The sequence below is a fragment of the Mesorhizobium sp. Pch-S genome (assembly GCF_004136315.1).
In the GTDB taxonomy this organism is placed as follows: domain Bacteria; phylum Pseudomonadota; class Alphaproteobacteria; order Rhizobiales; family Rhizobiaceae; genus Mesorhizobium.
The window spans coordinates 2,847,351-2,864,857 of the sequence record NZ_CP029562.1; the positions used below are offsets into that span (position 1 = coordinate 2,847,351).

The window sequence follows — 17,507 nt, forward strand, 5'->3', positions numbered from 1 at the left end:
GGGGTGGGCATCGCGTGAAAACTCTATCCTCGCCCGCCCGGTAAATGGGAGCGTTTCAATGAAAAAATCACTTTTGTCCGCCGTGGCCCTGACCGCGCTGCTCGCGTTCAGCGGCAGCGCGTGGGCTGACCTTCAGATTGCCGTTGGTGCCCCGATCACTGGCCCCAATGCTGCCTTCGGTGCGCAGCTGCAGAAGGGTGCAGAAATGGCCATCGCCGAGATCAATGCGGCCGGTGGTATCAATGGCGAGCAGGTCAAGCTTTCGGTCGGCGACGACGTCTCCGATCCGAAGCAGGGTATTTCGGTTGCCAACAAGTTCGTCGCCGACGGTGTCAAGTTCGTGGTCGGCCACTTCAACTCGGGCGTGTCGATCCCGGCCTCGGAAGTGTATGCCGAGAACGGTATCGTCGAAGTGACGCCTGCTGCCACCAACCCGGTCTTCACCGAACGCGGCCTGTGGAACGTGTTCCGCACCTGCGGCCGTGACGACCAGCAGGGCGGCATCGCCGGCGCCTACATCGCCAAGAACTTCAAGGATGGCAAGATCGCGGTCATCCACGACAAGACCCCTTATGGCCAGGGCCTCGCTGACGAAACCAAGAAGGCGATGAATGCCGCGGGCGTCAAGGAAGTCATGTATGAAGGCGTCAACGTCGGCGACAAGGACTTCTCCGCTCTGATCGCCAAGATGAAGGAAGCCGGCGTCACCCTGATCTACTGGGGCGGCCTGCACACCGAGGCCGGCCTGATCATCCGCCAGTCGACCGACCAGGGCCTGAAGGCACCTCTGATGTCGGGTGACGGCATCGTCTCGAACGAGCTGGCTTCGATCGCGGGCGATGCAGTGGCAGGCACGCTGAACACCTTCGGCGCCGATCCTCGCCTCAACCCGGCCAACAACGACCTGGTTGCGAAGTTCCGCGCCCAGGGCTTCGAGCCGGAAGCCTACACGCTGTACTCCTATGCCTCAGTGCAGGTGATCGCTCAGGCAGCAGCTGCTGCCAAGTCGAACGATCCCAAGGAAGTCGCCAAGGCTCTGCATGAGAAGGGTCCGTTCAAGACCGTTCTCGGCGAACTCTCCTATGACGAAAAGGGCGACCCCAAGCTTCCGGGCTACGTGATGTACATCTGGAAGAAGGGCGACGACGGCAAGTACACCTACGTGCCGAAGGTCGACTGATCTCCGGTTCAGTTGCTCATGAAAATGCCCGGCGCCAGGCGCCGGGCATTTTCTTTTCCGGTTTTGACTTGTTCAGAAAACCACCCGGTCCGGGTCCTTTTGCGGGTACGATTATCTCGCGTTCCTTGACCTGGATGACGTAGCGGAATTTTCGACCGCTTTCCTGTTTTTCAGCACCTCTGCTGCCTGATCCGTATTCATTTTGGAAGAGTGCTTATTTTAGTTGCACTGCAGCATTTTCCCGCTAATCATGCGCCCGCCTTTCTTCCCTAGAGCGTTTCCGATTTTGGAGCATCCCACTTGGCAATCACGAAGATTCTTGTCGCCAACCGTTCCGAGATCGCCATCCGCGTGTTTCGCGCGGCGAACGAGCTGGGGCTCAAAACGGTGGCGATCTGGGCGGAAGAAGACAAATACTCGCTGCATCGCTTCAAGGCCGATGAAAGCTACCAGGTCGGTCGCGGCCCCTGGCTCGCCAAGGACATGGGTCCGATCGAAAGTTACCTTTCGATCGATGAGGTGATCCGGGTCGCCAAGCTCTCCGGGGCCGATGCCATCCACCCCGGCTACGGCCTTTTGTCCGAAAGTCCGGAATTCGCCGAAGCCTGCGTGGAAAACGGCATCACCTTCATCGGCCCGAAGCCGGAAACGATGCGTCGTCTCGGCAACAAGGTGGCGGCGCGCAACCTCGCCATCGAGGTCGGCGTGCCCGTTGTACCGGCTACCGATCCGCTGCCGGAGGATGCCGAGGAAATCAAGAAGCAGGCCAAGGCGATCGGCTATCCGGTGATGCTGAAAGCCTCCTGGGGAGGCGGCGGGCGCGGCATGCGCGCAATCCGCAGCGAAGCCGACCTCATCCGTGAGGTGACGGAGGGCAAGCGCGAAGCCAAGGCAGCTTTCGGCAAGGATGAAGTCTATCTCGAAAAGCTGATCGAGCGGGCTCGCCATGTCGAGGTGCAGATCCTCGGCGACACGCATCGCAACGCTGTCCATCTGTTCGAGCGCGACTGCTCGATCCAACGGCGCAACCAGAAGGTCGTGGAGCGCGCGCCGGCACCCTATCTCAGCAATGAGCTGCGGCAGGAGCTTTGCGGTTATGCGCTGAAGATCGCCAACGAGACCAGCTACATCGGTGCCGGCACGGTCGAATTCCTGCAGGATGCCGATAGCGGCAAGTTCTACTTCATCGAGGTCAATCCGCGTATCCAGGTGGAGCATACCGTCACCGAACAGGTGACCGGCATCGATATCGTCAAGGCGCAGATCCACATCCTCGACGGCTTCGCCATCGGCACGCCGGAATCGGGCGTGCCGGCGCAGAAGGATATCCGGCTGAACGGCCATGCCCTGCAGTGCCGCATCACGACCGAGGACCCAGAGCAGAACTTCATTCCCGACTATGGCCGCATCACCGCCTATCGCGGCGCCACCGGCTTCGGCATCCGGCTCGACGGCGGCACGGCCTATTCCGGCGCGGTCATCACCCGCTACTACGATCCGCTGTCGAGAAGGTCACGGCCTGGGCGCCGACCTCGGATGAGGCGATCTCGCGCATGAACCGCGCCTTGCGCGAGTTCCGCATTCGCGGTGTGGCGACCAATCTGACGTTTCTCGAAGCGATCATCAATCACCCGAGCTTCGCCGACAACTCCTACACGACGAAGTTCATCGATTCGACGCCGGAACTGTTCGCGCAGGTCAAGCGCCAGGACCGCGCCACCAAGCTGCTCAACTACCTGGCCGACGTGACCGTCAACGGCCATCCCGAGACGCGTGGCCGACCGAAGCCCAACCCGGATGCGGCTGCGCCGGTGATCCCGTGGTTCACCGCTCCGATCCCCGACGGCAGCAAGCAGAAGCTCGACCAGCTTGGCCCCGAAGGCTTCGCCAGATGGATGCGGGCGCAAAGCCAGGTTCTGGTCACCGATACGACCATGCGCGACGGCCATCAGTCATTGCTGGCGACACGCATGCGCACGCACGACATTGCCCGCATCGCGGGAACCTATGCGCGTGCCCTGCCGCAGCTCCTGTCGCTCGAATGCTGGGGCGGCGCCACCTTCGACGTGGCCATGCGCTTCCTGACCGAGGATCCGTGGGAGCGCTTGTCGCTGGTGCGCGAGAGGGCGCCGAACATCCTGCTGCAGATGCTGCTGCGCGGTGCCAACGGCGTCGGCTACACCAACTACCCCGACAATGTGGTGCAGCATTTCGTCAAGCAGGCCGCGGAAGGTGGCATTGACCTGTTCCGTGTCTTCGACTGCCTGAACTGGGTCGAGAACATGCGCGTCGCCATGGACGCGGTCGGTGCCGAGGGCAAGCTGATCGAAGCGGCGATGTGCTATACCGGCGACATCCTCGATCCGAACAGGGCCAAATACAGCCTGAACTACTATGTCGGCCTGGCCAAGGACCTGGAAGCGGCGGGCGCTCATATCATTGCCGTCAAGGACATGGCCGGCCTGCTGAAGCCGGCGGCCGCCCGTGTGTTGTTCAAGGCGCTGCGCGAAGCGACCGATCTGCCGATCCATTTCCATACGCACGACACCTCCGGCCTGTCGGCCGCAACCGTGCTGGCGGCAGTGGAGAGCGGCGTCGACGCCATCGACGCCGCCATGGACGCCTTCTCCGGCAACACCTCGCAGCCTTGCCTGGGTTCCGTCGTCGAGGCACTGAAGGGTACCGACCGCGACCCAGGTCTCGACCCGAAGTGGATTCGCAAGATCTCGTTCTATTGGGAAGCGGTGCGCAACCAGTATGCCGCCTTCGAGAGCGACCTCAAGGGACCGGCCTCGGAGGTCTATCTGCACGAGATGCCCGGCGGGCAATTCACCAACCTCAAGGAACAGGCGCGCTCGCTTGGGCTGGAAACGCGCTGGCACGAGGTGGCGCAGGCCTATCATGACGTCAACCTGATGTTCGGCGATATCGTCAAGGTGACACCGTCTTCGAAGGTCGTCGGCGACATGGCGCTGATGATGGTCAGCCAGGACCTCACGGTGGCCGATGTCGAGAACCCGGCCAAGGATATCGCTTTCCCGGATTCCGTCGTTTCGATGCTGCGCGGCGATCTCGGCCAGTCGCCTGGGGGCTGGCCCGAGGCCCTGCAGAAGAAGGCGCTGAAAGGCGACAAGCCGATCACCGTGCGCCCTGGCTCACTGCTCAAGCCGGCCGACCTGAAGAAGAGCCGCAAGGAGATCGAGGAAAAGCTCGGTCGCAAGCTGCCCGAGAACGAGTTCGCTTCCTGGCTGATGTATCCGAAGGTGTTCTCCGATTTCGCTGCCGCCCAGGAAACCTATGGTCCGGTCAGCGTGTTGCCGACGCCAACCTACTTCTACGGCATGAAGCCGGAGGACGAGGTTTTCGTCGACATCGAGAAGGGCAAGACGCTGGTCATCCGCTGCCTCGCGGTCGGCGACACCGACGAAAAAGGCATGGTCACCGTCTTCTTCGAGCTCAACGGGCAGCCGCGCCGCGTCAAGGTGCCGGACCGGGCGCATGGCGCTTCGAACGGCAAGGCGAGGCCGAAGGCCGAAGCCGGCAACGATTCGCATCTCGGCGCGCCGATGCCCGGCGTCGTATCGGGCGTGTCGATTTCTGCCGGCCAGAGCGTCAAGGCGGGCGACGTGCTGCTCTCCATCGAAGCGATGAAAATGGAAACGGCACTGCATGCAGAGCGTGATGGCGTCGTTGCCGAGGTGCTGGTGAAAGCAGGCGACCAGATCGACGCCAAGGATCTTCTGGTGGTGTTCGGCTGACGCGTCAGCCCGATGCATGACGCCCAAAAATGCGGAGCGGTTTTGGGCGAACGGCATGCATGACAACAAAAGAGATAAAGCGCGTCGCCTGATCCGCCTCGACGCGCTTTGCCATTGCTGACAATCAGGCCTTGACCTGTCAGGCCCGGTCGGGCATCGAACCGGCCGGAAAACCGGCTGCCGCTTGCCCGAGTCGTGGCCGCTGAAGAAGAATGGAGACCATTATGGCCGACGAAATCACCGAGACCAGCCAGACTGTAGCCGCCGGCCAGTTGCGGGCTCTCATCGAGCGCATCGAGCGTCTCGAGGAAGAAAAGAAGACGATCGCCGACGACATCAAGGATGTCTATGCGGAAGCCAAGGGCACCGGCTTCGACACCAAGGCAATCCGCGCGATCGTGCGCCTGCGCAAGCAGGACCAGGCCGAACGGCAGGAAGAGGAATCGATCCTCGACCTCTACAAGGCCGCGCTCGGCATGGTCTGATCCGTCCATCGCATCTATTTTGACAATCAGAAGAGCCGCAACAAGCGGCTCTTCTGATTGAAGCCGACGGGCAGCCAGCGGACAAGAATTGCCAGGCCGTATCGGTGGCCGCCTACGATGGCTGTCACCAGGGCGTGCTTCCATCCGGCTCGACGAAGCGGCCGGAAACGGCCTCGTCACCAAGCAGCGCATACTCGACTGGAAGCTTTGCCCCTTCCTCCGGTGTCATGAAGCCCGTATGTCCGGTCAGGTCGGTCTTCACATATCCGGGAGCCACCGAGTTCACGACAATCGCCGTATCCTTGAGTTCTGCCGCCAACTGCACCGTCAGCATGTTGAGCGCCGCCTTCGAGGCGTTGTAGCCAATCAGCCGCGCCGAGTAGTACGGCGACGATGCATCGCTGTTTATCGCAAGCGATCCAAGCGCCGAAGCCAGGTTGACGATCCGTCCCGCACGTGACCTGCGCAGTAAGGGTAGCATTGCCTGGGTGACGGCCAGAGTGCCGATAAAGTTCGTTTCGACCAGTCGGCGTGCGGATGTAGTCGAAGCTGTGCTCGGTGGGCCGTCCGCGGCATCGACGATACCGGCGTTGTTCACCAGAATATCCAGTCGGCCGTACTTCTCATTGATATGGTCGGCGGCAGCCGTGATGGTCGTCTCGTCGGTCAGATCGAGCTCAATACTTTCGACGGAATGCCCCGTTGAAGACAAATCGGCGGCGGTTCTTTTACCACGCTCCAGATCGCGGGCTCCGATCAATACGAAAACGCCGGCTTCGATCAACTGACGGGCAATTTCCCGCCCGATACCTTTGTTCGCACCGGTAACCAGCGCTATCCGTTGATTGTTCACCATAAGGTCTTCCTTGTTGACCTGATCAAGATTGATGCCAAATATATGAAGGATCCTTCACGTTGAGGATTCGCTTTTGGCTACAACCCCACCTCGTCACCTAAGCCCGCGGAAAAGGCCACGCCAGACGCGTGCAGCCGTCACTCTGGACGCAATTTTCGAGGCGACCATTCAGGTTTTGCTGAGGGAGGGACTACATCGGCTGACAACGACCCGGGTAGCCGAGCGAGCGGGGGTTTCCGTTGGCACGATGTATCAATATTTTCCTCACAAGCAGGCACTGCTCTATGGGTTGAATGAGCGTTATCTGGATATCGTGGCTGCGGCGGTGGAAAAGACCTGCCAAGAGAAGCACGGTACCGCCACAACCCATATGGTCGAAGCGCTCATCACGACCTATTGGCGGGCAAAAACCAAGCGATCCGACGTCACACGTGCCCTGTATCGATCGGCGGTTGAGCTCGACAACGAAGCTCTGATCGAGGCATTTGCGCTTCGTGTGGAGACTGCGACCAGCACGATGCTCGGCAGCGCTCCCGATGCTGTCTATGCCGACATTGCCCTGGTTAACACGACCCTTCTGTCGGTGATTTTCGGGACCGTCAGAAATGTTTTCGAGCGGAACTTATCCGCAAACCAACAGACGGATATTCGCCAGGAACTCCTCTCGATGTGCCTTGCCTATCTGGCGATGGCAGCGCATCGCGCAACGGGAAATCCGCGGTCGGTTTAGGCGCATAGGTTGGCTCGCCTTTTCGAGCCAGGCAAACCCACCGACCGTCGGGTGTCCGCGATCCGGTCCTCTTGACGGCTTTTAATGCTCTTTCGACTCGTACCTCTTCACCTGAAGACCAAGACGATCGTCGCAGAGCCGGCCATCGCACATCGCAGGATACCGAAGCAGGCAACCACCACGTCACGTTCGGAGAGGGACAATTTGACCTGCCGCCGACGACCACGTTTTGTGCATTCAGAGCGTAGAACGCGCACACTGCTTGGACATGTCGCGCGACTGGACCGAGTGCACGGCCCTCGACGGCTAGCGCGTTTGCGTGTCGAGCCAGATCGTGACCGGTCCATCGTTTACCAGCGCAACTTTCATATCGGCACCGAAGACACCGTTCTGAACGGCAACGCCGAGCGACCGGATTCGGTTCGAGAAGTCCTCGTACAGATGCTGCGCTTCTTCCGGTGGCGCTGCGGTACTAAAGCCGGGGCGATTTCCCTTCGTCTCGGCTGCCAGCGTGAACTGGCTGACGACAAGGGCAGCTCCGCCGACTTCGATCAGCGATCGGTTCATCCGGCCCGCGTCGTCTCTGAAAATACGCAGGTTGGCGATCTTGCGTGCGAGCCAGTCGCTTTCCTTTTCGGTGTCGTCTCGCATTGCGCAGACCAAGATGAGGAGGCCGTTGTCGATCTGGCCGGCGACACCTGTTTGGGTCGTGACGGATGCCGATGAGACACGTTGGATGAGCGCTCGCATGAAAGACCCTTGCAACGACGGACGAGACCGCCCGGGAAAAATAGCCCACGTTGCCCGCAGTTTTTTCTCGTTCGGTCGAATTCAATCAATGGAGTGCGCCAAACATCGAATGCGGTCAACCGCAACGGTTGCAGCCTATGGTGACTGGCTGAAGCGATACCAAAATTGTACGGACTGGGTCTGGTGGTGTCGATCTCAGCTCCAGCCGCCACCGAAAGTCCTATAAAAGATATGGGAACCGATCTGGGTCATGCGCTCCATCGAGCGTGACCAGGAAGGGGAAACATAGGTCGCGTTGTAGTGGGTCGACGACGCTACGTCCGACAGGAAAATCTTGCCGGCGGTTACCGCCATCGCGATCTGTTCTGCCAATTGAAACGCGCGACGATCGGTCACCACGTCAGCGATGCCGTCGCAGGCAAACGAAAACTGACACCGGTTGGGCAAGTCTTGATTCTGATAGACAACATCGCAGACCGTATCGGGATACGCGGGGTTCCTGACGCGATTGAGGATTACCTGGGCGACTGCTGCCTGACCTTTGAGTTCTTCTCCACGGGCTTCAAAATAGATGGCTATCGCGAGGCACTTCTGTTCGGGCGCCGAGAAGACCTCCGCTGGGAGAGCTGTTTTTATCCATGGGTGATCGCCTCCCGCGGCTGGGGGGACGAAGCGCCCGGAGGTATCGCCTGACTCCAGCAGGCGGTCGAAAGGATTGCGCGCATCGTGAAATGCGTCATTGGGGGTATAAGCACTGGCAAGGATGTCCGCGCCATCGTTGTTCACGAGGTCGGCGAGAGTGGCTGGAACCCCAACAAGCCTGTCGTATTGCGATCTATGACGCTCGGCGCGCTTGCTGGATGCCGTGACGCGGCCACGCTTTTCCTGAGCCTTCGGCACCGACGGCAATCTCGCCTTTTTCGGTTCGACCGCCGAGCGCGAGAATTGATCCAGGGGCCCGATTGAACCCAGCCGCAATCCCCAGAGGTGTGAGCACTTGTCTTGCGTACCCGATATCGGATTCTCAGCGGCAAGAATATGTGGCGAACTGGCCGGCACAGCAAATCCAAGCGTTGCAAAACATGCAAGGCCAACCGTCGGTATACGCAGGCTTCGAGCGAAGAAGCGGCGCAAGCGCGGGCCGGGCGATCGCGACAAACCAAAGTCTCCAAGATTGTCAGGGAGAATGGTTCGTTAACCCTAATGCCGTCCTAACGACAATTCACTTGAGCGTGATGGGCGAGTTGGAGACGGGGCTTGCGGCTGCCGACAATTCGGTTCGAAGGTGCATGAAGCTGCCGATGAACACTGCGCCGACAAAAACGAGCAGCGCCGCGAGGAAAAGTCTGTTCCGCGTGGATCGGCTCCTTGCGATGTCCAGGCTTTCCGTCCGGCTGACGTGATCGAGCGACACAGGCGTTTTCTCCGTTCGAAGACTGCTTCAAAGCGAAATCTGCACCAAATGCACTGCGGTTGATTGCCACTCTTCGATTTCGCCAAAGGGCGGCGCCATCCTGGCACGGCCATTGGCATCGCCAGGCCGTGTTCAAGCAAATTTGACCGTAACCAGGGTCGAAGTCGCTTTTTTGCGTCCCGTTCGAGCTTGACCCTCTAGTGGCTAGAGGTTTTAGCCATGGCAAAACGCATGTGGAGAGCACTTTGAACAGAAGAGATCTGATGTTGGCGACAGGGCTGGTCAGCCTTGGAATGTTGTCATGGTCTGCCGCGGTCGCACAGACACCTGCAGAACAATTGATGCAGCCTGGGCCACTTCCGGAGATGAGCTTCGGACCGGCCGACGCGCGCGTGACAATCGTTGAATATGCTTCGATGACCTGCCCGCATTGCCGCAACTTTCACATGAACGTTTGGCCTGCGCTCAAGGCAAAATACGTCGATACCGGCAAGGTACGGTTCATAATGCGCGAGTTTCCCTTCGATCCGCGCGCCGCCGGAGCTTTCATGCTGGCCCGCTGTGCCGGCGGCGACAAATGGTACGCCACAGTCGACCTGCTCTACCGATCGCAAGAGACCTGGGCTCGCAGCAAGGACCCATCCTCGGCGTTCAAGTCGATCCTGGGAATGACCGGCATGGATGGGCCGAAGGTCGAAGCCTGCCTTTCCGATCAAGCTCTGCTCGACAAGGTCAATGCCGTTGCCGAGCGCGGGAAGCAGCTGGGGGTCGAAGCTACCCCAACGTTCTTCGTCAATGGCGAACTCTACAAGGATGCCTATTCAATCGAAGCCCTGGGCAGCAAGATCGACAGCTTGCTGGCTGGCAAGAACTGAGGGACAGCCATGCTTGCCAGGAAACATCGCGCTCACGCGCTCGGCGCTTTCGCATCGATCTTCGTGCTGACGGCGTCGTTGGCGGTTGCGCAACAGAACGATGCGGTTGCGCGCGTCAATGGCGTGGATATCACCGCACGGGACTATTCCGTTGCCGAAGAGATGTACGGCCAGCAGCTTGGCAAAATGCCGGAGGACGCGAAGCGATCCACGATCGTTGATGCGTTGATCGAGTCGCGGCTGATGTCCGAAGCTGCTCGCAAGTCAGGCATACAGAACGATGAGGAATACAAGCGCCAGATTGCCTTCTTCGAAGCGCAAACCCTTCGTTCGATCTTCATGCAACGCGAGCTTTCAAAGCGTGTCGACGAAAAGGCCGTTCGCAAAGCCTATGATGAGCAAGTAGCCAAGATGCCCGTGGTCGAGGAAACGCGCCTGCGCCATATGTTGCTGCCGACAGCCGAGGCCGCAGATGTCGTCATCGCCGATCTGAAGGCAGGCAAAGATTTCTCGGCGATCGCCAGGGAGAAATCGGCCGATCCCGCCTCCAAAGAGAAGGGCGGTGACCTGGGTTTTCTAACGCCCGGGCAAACCCTTGCAGAGATTGAAAGCGCGACGGCCGAACTGAAGCCGGGGCAGTTCAGCGAGACACCGGTGAAAAGCGCATTCGGCTTTCACGTCGTCAAAGTCGATGAGCGTCGGCCACGCGCGGCACCACGGTTCGAGTTGCTCGCGGGTGAGATCAGACAGGCGCTCGAAGCTGAAGAGGCCGCCCGCATCGTGAGCGATCTGCGATCCGGGGCCAAGGTTGAAAAGCTTGTTCCCGATGTCCAGGCGCCCGAGGGCGAAGACGGTCATCCGCACTGATGGTGTCCCGGATGTTCAACAGGCGACTTTTTCTTTTCGGCGTCGTGGCACTGGCCTCGACGGATGCCCTGGCCGACCCGGCTCCGGCAAAAAAGAGCAAGGCATTCAAGCTCGACAAACGATACCTGCCCCAGCTGGTGGATTTCCAGTTGGAGCAGGATATCGGCACCGTCGTTGTCGATCCCAAGAGCCGTTTCCTCTATCTCGTGGAAACTGTTGGGGTGGCTCGCCGCTACGGCATCGGCGTCGGCAAGGCTGGGCTTGCGTTCAAGGGCCACGCGATGGTTGGCCGGAAGGCCGAGTGGCCGAGCTGGAAGCCCACAGCCAACATGATCAAGCGTGATCCGGAGAAGTATCTGCGTTATGCGGATGGGCTGCCAGGCGGGAAAAGCAATCCGCTCGGAGCGCGCGCGCTCTATCTCTATCGGGATGGCCGCGACACGCTATATCGTATCCACGGTACGACTGAACCTTGGACGATCGGGAAAGCCGTATCGAACGGCTGCATCCGGATGGTCAACGATCATGTGATCGACCTCTACAACCGTGTCCCCGTCGGCGCATCCGTCGTCGTGGTTTGATGGATGTGATAACGCAGCAAGGCAACCGACCATTTGGCATACAAATGGGAAGCCCGGCGCTGCATTCAGCATCGGATGCTGTCTATGCCGGATCAGAGACTGCGCAATGGCATTCAATCAGTGCTGTTCGTGCTCACACATCTCGTGGTTGGCGAGCGATCGGATCACGTAGCAATCGCCGATGGTTGAGCCGCCGCAACGGGTAGCGATGCGCTCGAGTTCCGTTTCCAGTTTGCGGAGCTTGGCGATCCTGCCGCGCACGGAGACCAGTTGCTCCGAAGCAATCTTGTCGGCGCGCGCGCAAGGTATGTCCGGGTGCGCGCTAAGTTCGAGCAGTTCCTTGATGGCATCGATGGAAATGCCCAGTTCACGCGCATGCTTGATGAAGGTGAGCCTGTCCCGCTCGTCGGTCCCGTATCGGCGCTGATTGCCTTTCGAACGTTCAACGGCCGACACCAAGCCCATTTGCTCGTAGTAGCGGATCGTCGGAACTTTTACCCCGGTATGCCGGGAGAGATCGCCGATCGTCAGCATCATCAGTCCTTCATGTTTGGACAGAAGCGGTCAATTCCTCTAGTCACTAGAGAAATTATGGCAATGGCCACGAAAACTCAAGCTGGTGTCAACAGGCCCAGAAGGCCGATCCACTTCGAGGCATCTTTTCAGAATCCCGCGTCGTCGCTAAGGCTTCTTGACCATGATCATCCAGCTTAAGCCAAATGTGCCTGCCAACTGCAAGCAAGGTCTCCGATGAGTTCTGGACTGCTAGCCCTTCTTGACGATGTGGCCGCGATCGCAAAAGTCGCAGCGGCTTCGCTCGATGACGTTGCCGCGCAGGCGACGAAGGCAGGAGCAAAAGCTGCCGGCGTGGTCATCGACGATGCGGCAGTAACGCCGCGCTATGTCGTCGGCTTCACGGCGCAACGCGAGCTGCCGATCATCGCAAAGATCACGATCGGCTCGTTGCGCAACAAGCTCATCTTCCTGCTTCCGGCAGCTTTGCTGCTGGGGTGGTTGGCGCCGTGGGCGATCACGCCGCTGCTGATGATCGGCGGCATCTATCTTTGCTTCGAGGGTGCGGAGAAGGTGCTGGAAGTCTTCTTTCCGCATGCCGAGGCGGACAGCAGCACCAAGATGGACACTGCGGTCGATGCCGCCAAATTCGAAAACGAAAAGGTGCAGAGCGCGATCAGGACGGACTTCATCCTGTCGGCGGAAATCATGGCCATCACGCTGGCTGCGATACCATCCACCAGTGTCCTGACGCAGGCGGCCATCCTTGCCATGGTCGGCATCGGCATCACCCTCGGGGTCTATGGTGTCGTCGCCATCATCGTGAAAGCCGACGATTTCGGATTGGCCCTGGCCAGAACCAAGGGACGTTTTCTCGGGCTGGGCACCGCCTTGCGTGCCTTCGGAAGAGGGGTGGTGACAGGGATGCCCTACTTCCTGAAAGCGCTCGCCGCGGTGGGGACGGCCGCCATGATCTGGGTCGGTGGCGGCATCCTCGTGCATGGCCTCGAGACATTCGGCTACGGGACCCTCGCACACCTCATCGAGGATGCGGCAGAAAAGGCTGCACATGCCGTTCCCGTGGCCGGTGAACTGGTCGCTTTCCTGGTTTCGGCAGCAGCAGCCGGGCTGATTGGCCTGGCTGTTGGTTTGGCGACGATCCCGGTTGTCCAGAAGGTTGTCGGCAAGCCTCACGCTACCTCATGAGCGAAAAACGGGCTCTCTAGCAATCCGGAACAATCCGCGCTTTCATTTATTTGCTTGCGCATACAAATAAATTGAATCTCGATCTGCTTGTTATATGCATGCGCATGCAAATATATAAAACCGAAGCGGGAGAGCTCGACAGTTCTCTTGATGAGATGGCGCCGAAGACAATCCCCGTCACGCAAGCCGCCATTGGAAATGCCGTCACAGGCAACCGGCCATGAAAGGAAATACACAATGAACTGGCTCTATCTCGGGATTGCCGTCGTCTTCGAGATCGCGGTTGCGATCAGCGCAGGAAACGCAAAGGGCTTCACCAGGCTCTGGTGGACGATCGCCACCCTCGTCAGCGGTGCGATCGGCACCTTTTTCCTCAGCCTTGCCCTGCTCACCTTCGACGTCGGGGTCGGCTACGCTATCTGGACCTCGGTGTCCGGTGTCGGGATCGTCATCCTCGGCGCGCTCTTCTTCGGGCAGCAACTCAACTGGCAAAAGGTTTTCGGCATCGCTCTCGTCATCGGGGGCGTTGTCGGCCTGCGCCTCAGCGGTGCGGCCTGAAAGCCCGCCGTTTCTTTCGCTTCACACAAATCAGACAAGGAAACGGAGATGACACTCTCGCACGAAAAGCATCAGGGTTCCGGCCGGGCTTGGATCATGCTGCTGCTCGCCGGCGCTTTTGAAATCGGCTACGCCCTCAGCGTCGGCGGCAGCCAGGCGTTCACCGTACCGAGCTGGTCGATCGCCGCGTTGATCTTCTTCCTGCTCACACTTTACTTCCTCAGCGCCGCCTTGCGGACCATCGACGTCGGGATCGGCTATGCGGCGTGGGCGGGCATCGGATCCGTCGGCGCGGCTGCCTTCGGCAGTATCCTGCTCGATCAGCCGCTGACGCTGGTCCAGGCCTTCTGGCTTGGCGTCATCATTGCCGGTGTCGTCTGGCTGAAGCTCGCCGACAGCGCAAAGCTTCGAGGACAAGGCTGATGACTGCTGTTCCTGCCCGCTGCACGCAGCTCATGGAGGAGACCGTCGCCAGTGCCCTGGATCATGTCCACAACGGCGGCATCCCGTTCAGTGCTTTCATCGTCAATCAGGACGGCATCATCCTCGGACGCGGCGTCAATCGCGTCCGGGAACATCACGATCCGACTGCTCACGCCGAAGTCGAGGCCATTCGTGACGCCTGCCGCTCGCACGGGACAACCCGCCTGACAGGAATGACGCTTCTGGCCTCGGGAGAACCCTGCGCGATGTGTTACATGAGTGCGCTGCATGCGGGCTTCGCGCAGGTGTTCTATGCCGTCGATCGCGACGAGGCAGCCACGCATGGTTTTGACTATCGCGGCACGTATGGCCTTTTCGCTCGCGACCCGCGGGATTGGCGGCTGCCCGTCGTCAGGAAGCTCGTTGTCTCAACGGGCTTGTGGCCGTTCCTGGCATTCCGCTCGCGCGCAACGTAAGGGGCGTCGCTCTTGAGCAGGCTATTGCATGGACATACATGTAATGGCGGTGAGCAGTCGAAAGGGACTCCGCAGATCATGCCCGGCAAAAGCGATTCATGGCTCAGGCTGATTCATGCCGTGACGGGCGTCGAGGCCGAGCTCGGCGAGGTCCTGCAAGGGCAACACGGCCTCGGCCTTTCAGAATACCGCGCATTGCAGATCCTGTCGCGATCGGCGAATTCCGAGCTGAGGATGCAGGATCTGGCCACGCATCTGCGGCTCAACCAGAGTTCGGTATCGCGCATGGTCGAGCGGCTGGAGCGCGGTGGACTTGCCCTTCGCGACCTTTGCCCCGACGACAAGCGCGGGGTCTATGCGGTTCTTACGGACACGGGGCGCGCGCGTCTCGCCAGTGCGCAGCCCGACTATGAGGCGGCGCTGGACAGCGCCCTCCGGGACCATGGCGGCGAGGAACTGCTGTCGATGAAGTTCGTCGACGCCACCTGAAGTCAGCCAACGGTGCCGAGATCGTCGGAATGGCCCGCCTCCAGTCGAGGCCATTGCGTGATTGGCCGGCCACCCATGCGCATACGGTGCTTGCCTTCCCCCCACCCCCGTGGCCAGCCGCCTGGCGAGTCCTCCCACAATTCCTGCCGGCCATAGACAGTCAGGTCGAGCAGGCGATAGCTGTTGTCCATCGCTTCGACACCGCGCCTTGTCGTCCAATAGGTTTCGAAGACATCGTCTTCCTGCCGCAGGTAGCAGATGAGGTACATCATCCCCACCGGGCGTGGGGAGAGCAGGGCTGCGGCCGAGTCCTGGACCGAATACCAGGGCATTTCCCATCCCATGAAGTTGCGATAGCGGGCGCTCTCTTCGTATGGGCCCTGGCAGAACGTCGCGTAGGTGACGTCGCGGGAATGGATATGGGACAATTCACGGACCTGCGTGGTGAAGAGCGTACAGCCCTCGCATTGTTCCGGTGCCGGGCGGCCTGGATACCACATGAAGTAGTAGGCGATCAGCTGGCGGCGGCCTTCGAACGCCTCCAGCAACGTTACCGGGCCATTTTCACCAACGAGCCGTGCTGATCCATCGACCTTCACCATCGGCAGTCGGCGGCGTGCAGCCGAAATTGCGTCGCTTTCTCTTGTGTGTGCTTTCTCCCAGGCCCGTAGTGTGTCCACCTGGCGCTGGTAACTGCTCCGGGTGGCTATGCTGGGTGTTGCGGGGGTCTCGCGCATCGGGTGCTTCATCGTCGTCTTCTTTCGCCTCGTTTCTCGGAATCGAGCGGTGAGATAGGCAGAATAGGGGCGGACGCCGGATGGCGAGAGTTACAATGGTGGCGGGATAGAGCGGCTCCCTGGCAAGTGTCTGGAGGCGCGTGCTTGGAACGACGGGGTTGGCTGGATGAGTGAATTCGATTTCGGAGCACGCAATGCCAGGGAATTCCGGCATCGGGCCTTCTGGGCACAGTTCGAGGACAGGCACCCTGCCGAACGCTCCCGACGGGTCAGGCATGGACCGTGGTTCTGGCAGCGCGGTCTGCCCGAACTCAACCTCGTCATCACCATGTATGTGGCGCCCGAGCAGCATATCGTGGGTGTCTTCTTCGGCAGCAACGAGCGGCTGGGCGCCGTTGATACAAAAGGCCGGCTGCAACCATTCAGGGCCGCGATCGAGAGCCGGCTGAAGCTGAAGCCGGAACAGAGTGGGCAGGGTTTTGGCGTCAATGCGATCTGGCGGGTCAACTGCTTCGCCGATGACAACTGGCCGGCCATTGCCGACTGGCTGGTTACAGAGGCTGGCCGTTTCGAGCGGGTGGTGACAGAGCTGCTTGCGTCCGAAACCTGAGGCTCACAGGGCGGCCGTCCGGCGGCATCATTTTCGGTTGCTGGTAGATTCGACTTTCGGCCGCGTGGTCGACGCAGAATGTTTTTCCACTTCCCTCAAGAAGATGGAGGCGACTTTCTGTGCAGGCAAATGGCGGAGTGTAGACTGGTTTCGTAACGAATGGTGGTGGCAGATGCCGGCTCAGACAGCGGAAATCATCGATTTGCAGGCCCGTCGCAGAGCTCGGGAAAGCCGTGGCACTCAGGCCGATCCATCGTTCTTCGCAACGACAGGTGTCCCGGCGGTGGCCTGGGTGCCGGTCTGGTTTGTTCCCGTGCTTTTTGTCGGAACCCCATCGCTGGCAGGCTGAAATGAGCGAGCTGGCGGTGGCCGATCAGGGTGAGGCCATTCCTCCCGCCTTCGACCTGCCGCTGGTGCTCGGGCAGAATCTGAGACGGTTGCGAACCCGCCAGGGTTACTCGCTCGAGCGATTGGCGAAACTTTCCGGCGTCAGCCGTGCCATGCTCAGCCAGATCGAAACCGGCAAGAGTGCGCCGACGATCAGCCTTCTGTGGAAAATCTCGACGGCGCTCGATGTTCCATTCGCCACACTTTTGAGCGGTCAGAACACCCATGGCACCGTCGTGCTGAAACGCGTGGATGCCAAGATACTGGCATCGCGCGACGGCAAGTTCACCACACGCGCGCTGTTTCCGTTCGATGGAGAGCGCAAGGTCGAATTCTATGAACTGAGACTTGCCGGCCGTCATGTCGAACATGCCGCCGCGCATGCGCCCGGAACGGTCGAGAATGTCGTCATCGCACAGGGCGCGTTGGAGGTGCGGGCAGGACGGGACGCGCCGCGACAGCTCTTCGAGGGCGACGCCATCCTGTTCGAGGCGGATGTGCCGCACAGCTATCGCAATCTGACGGACGAAGAGAGCGTCGCCTATCTGGTCATGACCTATGTCGAGACGGTGGGCTAAAAAAGAAAAGGGCCGGCGAGCCGACCCTTGATAT

The 17,507-nt window shown here is 60.2% G+C and carries 18 protein-coding genes and 1 pseudogene; 14 read left to right on the forward strand and 5 right to left on the reverse strand.

The window, feature by feature from the left end:
- Window positions 1–58 precede the first annotated feature (58 nt).
- The 3 genes and pseudogenes from C1M53_RS13200 (at window position 59) to C1M53_RS13210 (ending at window position 5,423) form a co-directional block, all read left to right on the forward strand.
- Window positions 59–1,180: a branched-chain amino acid ABC transporter substrate-binding protein gene (locus tag C1M53_RS13200; RefSeq protein WP_129412658.1), complete on the forward strand. Its 1,122-nt coding sequence runs from the start codon at window positions 59–61 to the stop codon at window positions 1,178–1,180.
- A 300-nt stretch (window positions 1,181–1,480) separates the two neighbouring features.
- Window positions 1,481–4,938: pseudogene (gene pyc, locus C1M53_RS13205) on the forward strand (pyruvate carboxylase).
- Window positions 4,939–5,162: 224 nt separating this feature from the next.
- A complete protein-coding gene (locus C1M53_RS13210; protein ID WP_129412659.1) occupies window positions 5,163–5,423 on the forward strand; it encodes a DUF2312 domain-containing protein in 261 nt (86 codons plus the stop codon).
- A 124-nt stretch (window positions 5,424–5,547) separates the two neighbouring features.
- On the opposite strand, the gene C1M53_RS13215 is transcribed toward C1M53_RS13210, so the two are convergent.
- On the reverse strand, window positions 5,548–6,279 hold the full coding sequence (locus C1M53_RS13215; protein WP_129412660.1) for an SDR family oxidoreductase: 732 nt from the start codon (window positions 6,277–6,279) through the stop codon (window positions 5,548–5,550).
- A 73-nt stretch (window positions 6,280–6,352) separates the two neighbouring features.
- On the opposite strand from C1M53_RS13215, the gene C1M53_RS13220 reads away from it, so the two are divergent.
- Complete coding sequence (locus tag C1M53_RS13220; RefSeq protein ID WP_129412661.1) at window positions 6,353–7,009, forward strand: TetR/AcrR family transcriptional regulator; 657 nt, start codon at window positions 6,353–6,355, stop codon at window positions 7,007–7,009.
- 306 nt (window positions 7,010–7,315) lie between these two features.
- On the opposite strand, the gene dtd is transcribed toward C1M53_RS13220, so the two are convergent.
- Entirely contained in the window at window positions 7,316–7,759 is a 444-nt protein-coding gene (gene dtd / locus C1M53_RS13225; RefSeq protein WP_129412662.1) for a D-aminoacyl-tRNA deacylase, read from the reverse strand.
- Between the two features lie 195 nt (window positions 7,760–7,954).
- Window positions 7,955–8,917 carry a cell wall hydrolase gene (locus C1M53_RS13230; RefSeq protein WP_245488540.1) on the reverse strand — a complete coding sequence of 321 codons (963 nt, stop codon included), beginning with the start codon at window positions 8,915–8,917 and terminating at the stop codon, window positions 7,955–7,957.
- A gap of 621 nt (window positions 8,918–9,538) precedes the next feature.
- On the opposite strand from C1M53_RS13230, the gene C1M53_RS13240 reads away from it, so the two are divergent.
- The 3 genes from C1M53_RS13240 to C1M53_RS13250 are packed head-to-tail and all read left to right on the forward strand — an operon-like array spanning window position 9,539 to window position 11,496.
- Entirely contained in the window at window positions 9,539–10,048 is a 510-nt protein-coding gene (locus tag C1M53_RS13240) for a DsbA family protein (protein WP_348630052.1), read from the forward strand.
- 9 nt (window positions 10,049–10,057) lie between these two features.
- The gene (locus C1M53_RS13245) at window positions 10,058–10,915 is read left to right on the forward strand and encodes a peptidylprolyl isomerase (RefSeq protein WP_129412666.1); all 858 of its coding nucleotides are present in this window, start codon (window positions 10,058–10,060) and stop codon (window positions 10,913–10,915) included.
- 11 nt (window positions 10,916–10,926) lie between these two features.
- Window positions 10,927–11,496, forward strand: a complete 570-nt coding sequence (locus C1M53_RS13250) for a L,D-transpeptidase (RefSeq protein ID WP_129412667.1) — start codon at window positions 10,927–10,929, stop codon at window positions 11,494–11,496.
- Window positions 11,497–11,613: 117 nt separating this feature from the next.
- Here the strand turns inward: C1M53_RS13250 and C1M53_RS13255 are convergent, their stop codons facing one another.
- Window positions 11,614–12,030, reverse strand: a complete 417-nt coding sequence (locus C1M53_RS13255; protein WP_129416160.1) for a helix-turn-helix domain-containing protein — start codon at window positions 12,028–12,030, stop codon at window positions 11,614–11,616.
- Between the two features lie 216 nt (window positions 12,031–12,246).
- Between C1M53_RS13255 and C1M53_RS13260 the strand changes: the two genes are divergently transcribed.
- From C1M53_RS13260 to C1M53_RS13280, 5 genes are all read left to right on the forward strand, one after another.
- Complete coding sequence (locus tag C1M53_RS13260) at window positions 12,247–13,215, forward strand: DUF808 domain-containing protein (RefSeq protein ID WP_129412668.1); 969 nt, start codon at window positions 12,247–12,249, stop codon at window positions 13,213–13,215.
- A gap of 237 nt (window positions 13,216–13,452) precedes the next feature.
- Window positions 13,453–13,773 carry a multidrug efflux SMR transporter gene (locus tag C1M53_RS13265; protein ID WP_129412669.1) on the forward strand — a complete coding sequence of 107 codons (321 nt, stop codon included), beginning with the start codon at window positions 13,453–13,455 and terminating at the stop codon, window positions 13,771–13,773.
- Between the two features lie 48 nt (window positions 13,774–13,821).
- Window positions 13,822–14,196, forward strand: a complete 375-nt coding sequence (locus C1M53_RS13270; protein WP_129412670.1) for an SMR family transporter — start codon at window positions 13,822–13,824, stop codon at window positions 14,194–14,196.
- Entirely contained in the window at window positions 14,196–14,672 is a 477-nt protein-coding gene (locus C1M53_RS13275; RefSeq protein ID WP_207213105.1) for a nucleoside deaminase, read from the forward strand. Before C1M53_RS13270 ends, C1M53_RS13275 begins: the two co-directional genes overlap by 1 nt.
- A gap of 78 nt (window positions 14,673–14,750) precedes the next feature.
- Window positions 14,751–15,161 carry a MarR family transcriptional regulator gene (locus C1M53_RS13280; protein ID WP_186306943.1) on the forward strand — a complete coding sequence of 137 codons (411 nt, stop codon included), beginning with the start codon at window positions 14,751–14,753 and terminating at the stop codon, window positions 15,159–15,161.
- Window positions 15,162–15,163: 2 nt separating this feature from the next.
- On the opposite strand, the gene C1M53_RS13285 is transcribed toward C1M53_RS13280, so the two are convergent.
- A complete protein-coding gene (locus tag C1M53_RS13285) occupies window positions 15,164–15,910 on the reverse strand; it encodes a DUF899 family protein (protein WP_129412671.1) in 747 nt (248 codons plus the stop codon).
- A gap of 154 nt (window positions 15,911–16,064) precedes the next feature.
- On the opposite strand from C1M53_RS13285, the gene C1M53_RS13290 reads away from it, so the two are divergent.
- Together C1M53_RS13290 and C1M53_RS13300 are read left to right on the forward strand one after the other, a co-directional pair.
- Window positions 16,065–16,508, forward strand: coding sequence for a hypothetical protein (locus C1M53_RS13290; protein WP_129412672.1), 444 nt, complete (start codon window positions 16,065–16,067; stop codon window positions 16,506–16,508).
- Window positions 16,509–16,858: 350 nt separating this feature from the next.
- Entirely contained in the window at window positions 16,859–17,473 is a 615-nt protein-coding gene (locus C1M53_RS13300; protein WP_129412674.1) for an XRE family transcriptional regulator, read from the forward strand.
- Window positions 17,474–17,507: the final 34 nt, after the last annotated feature.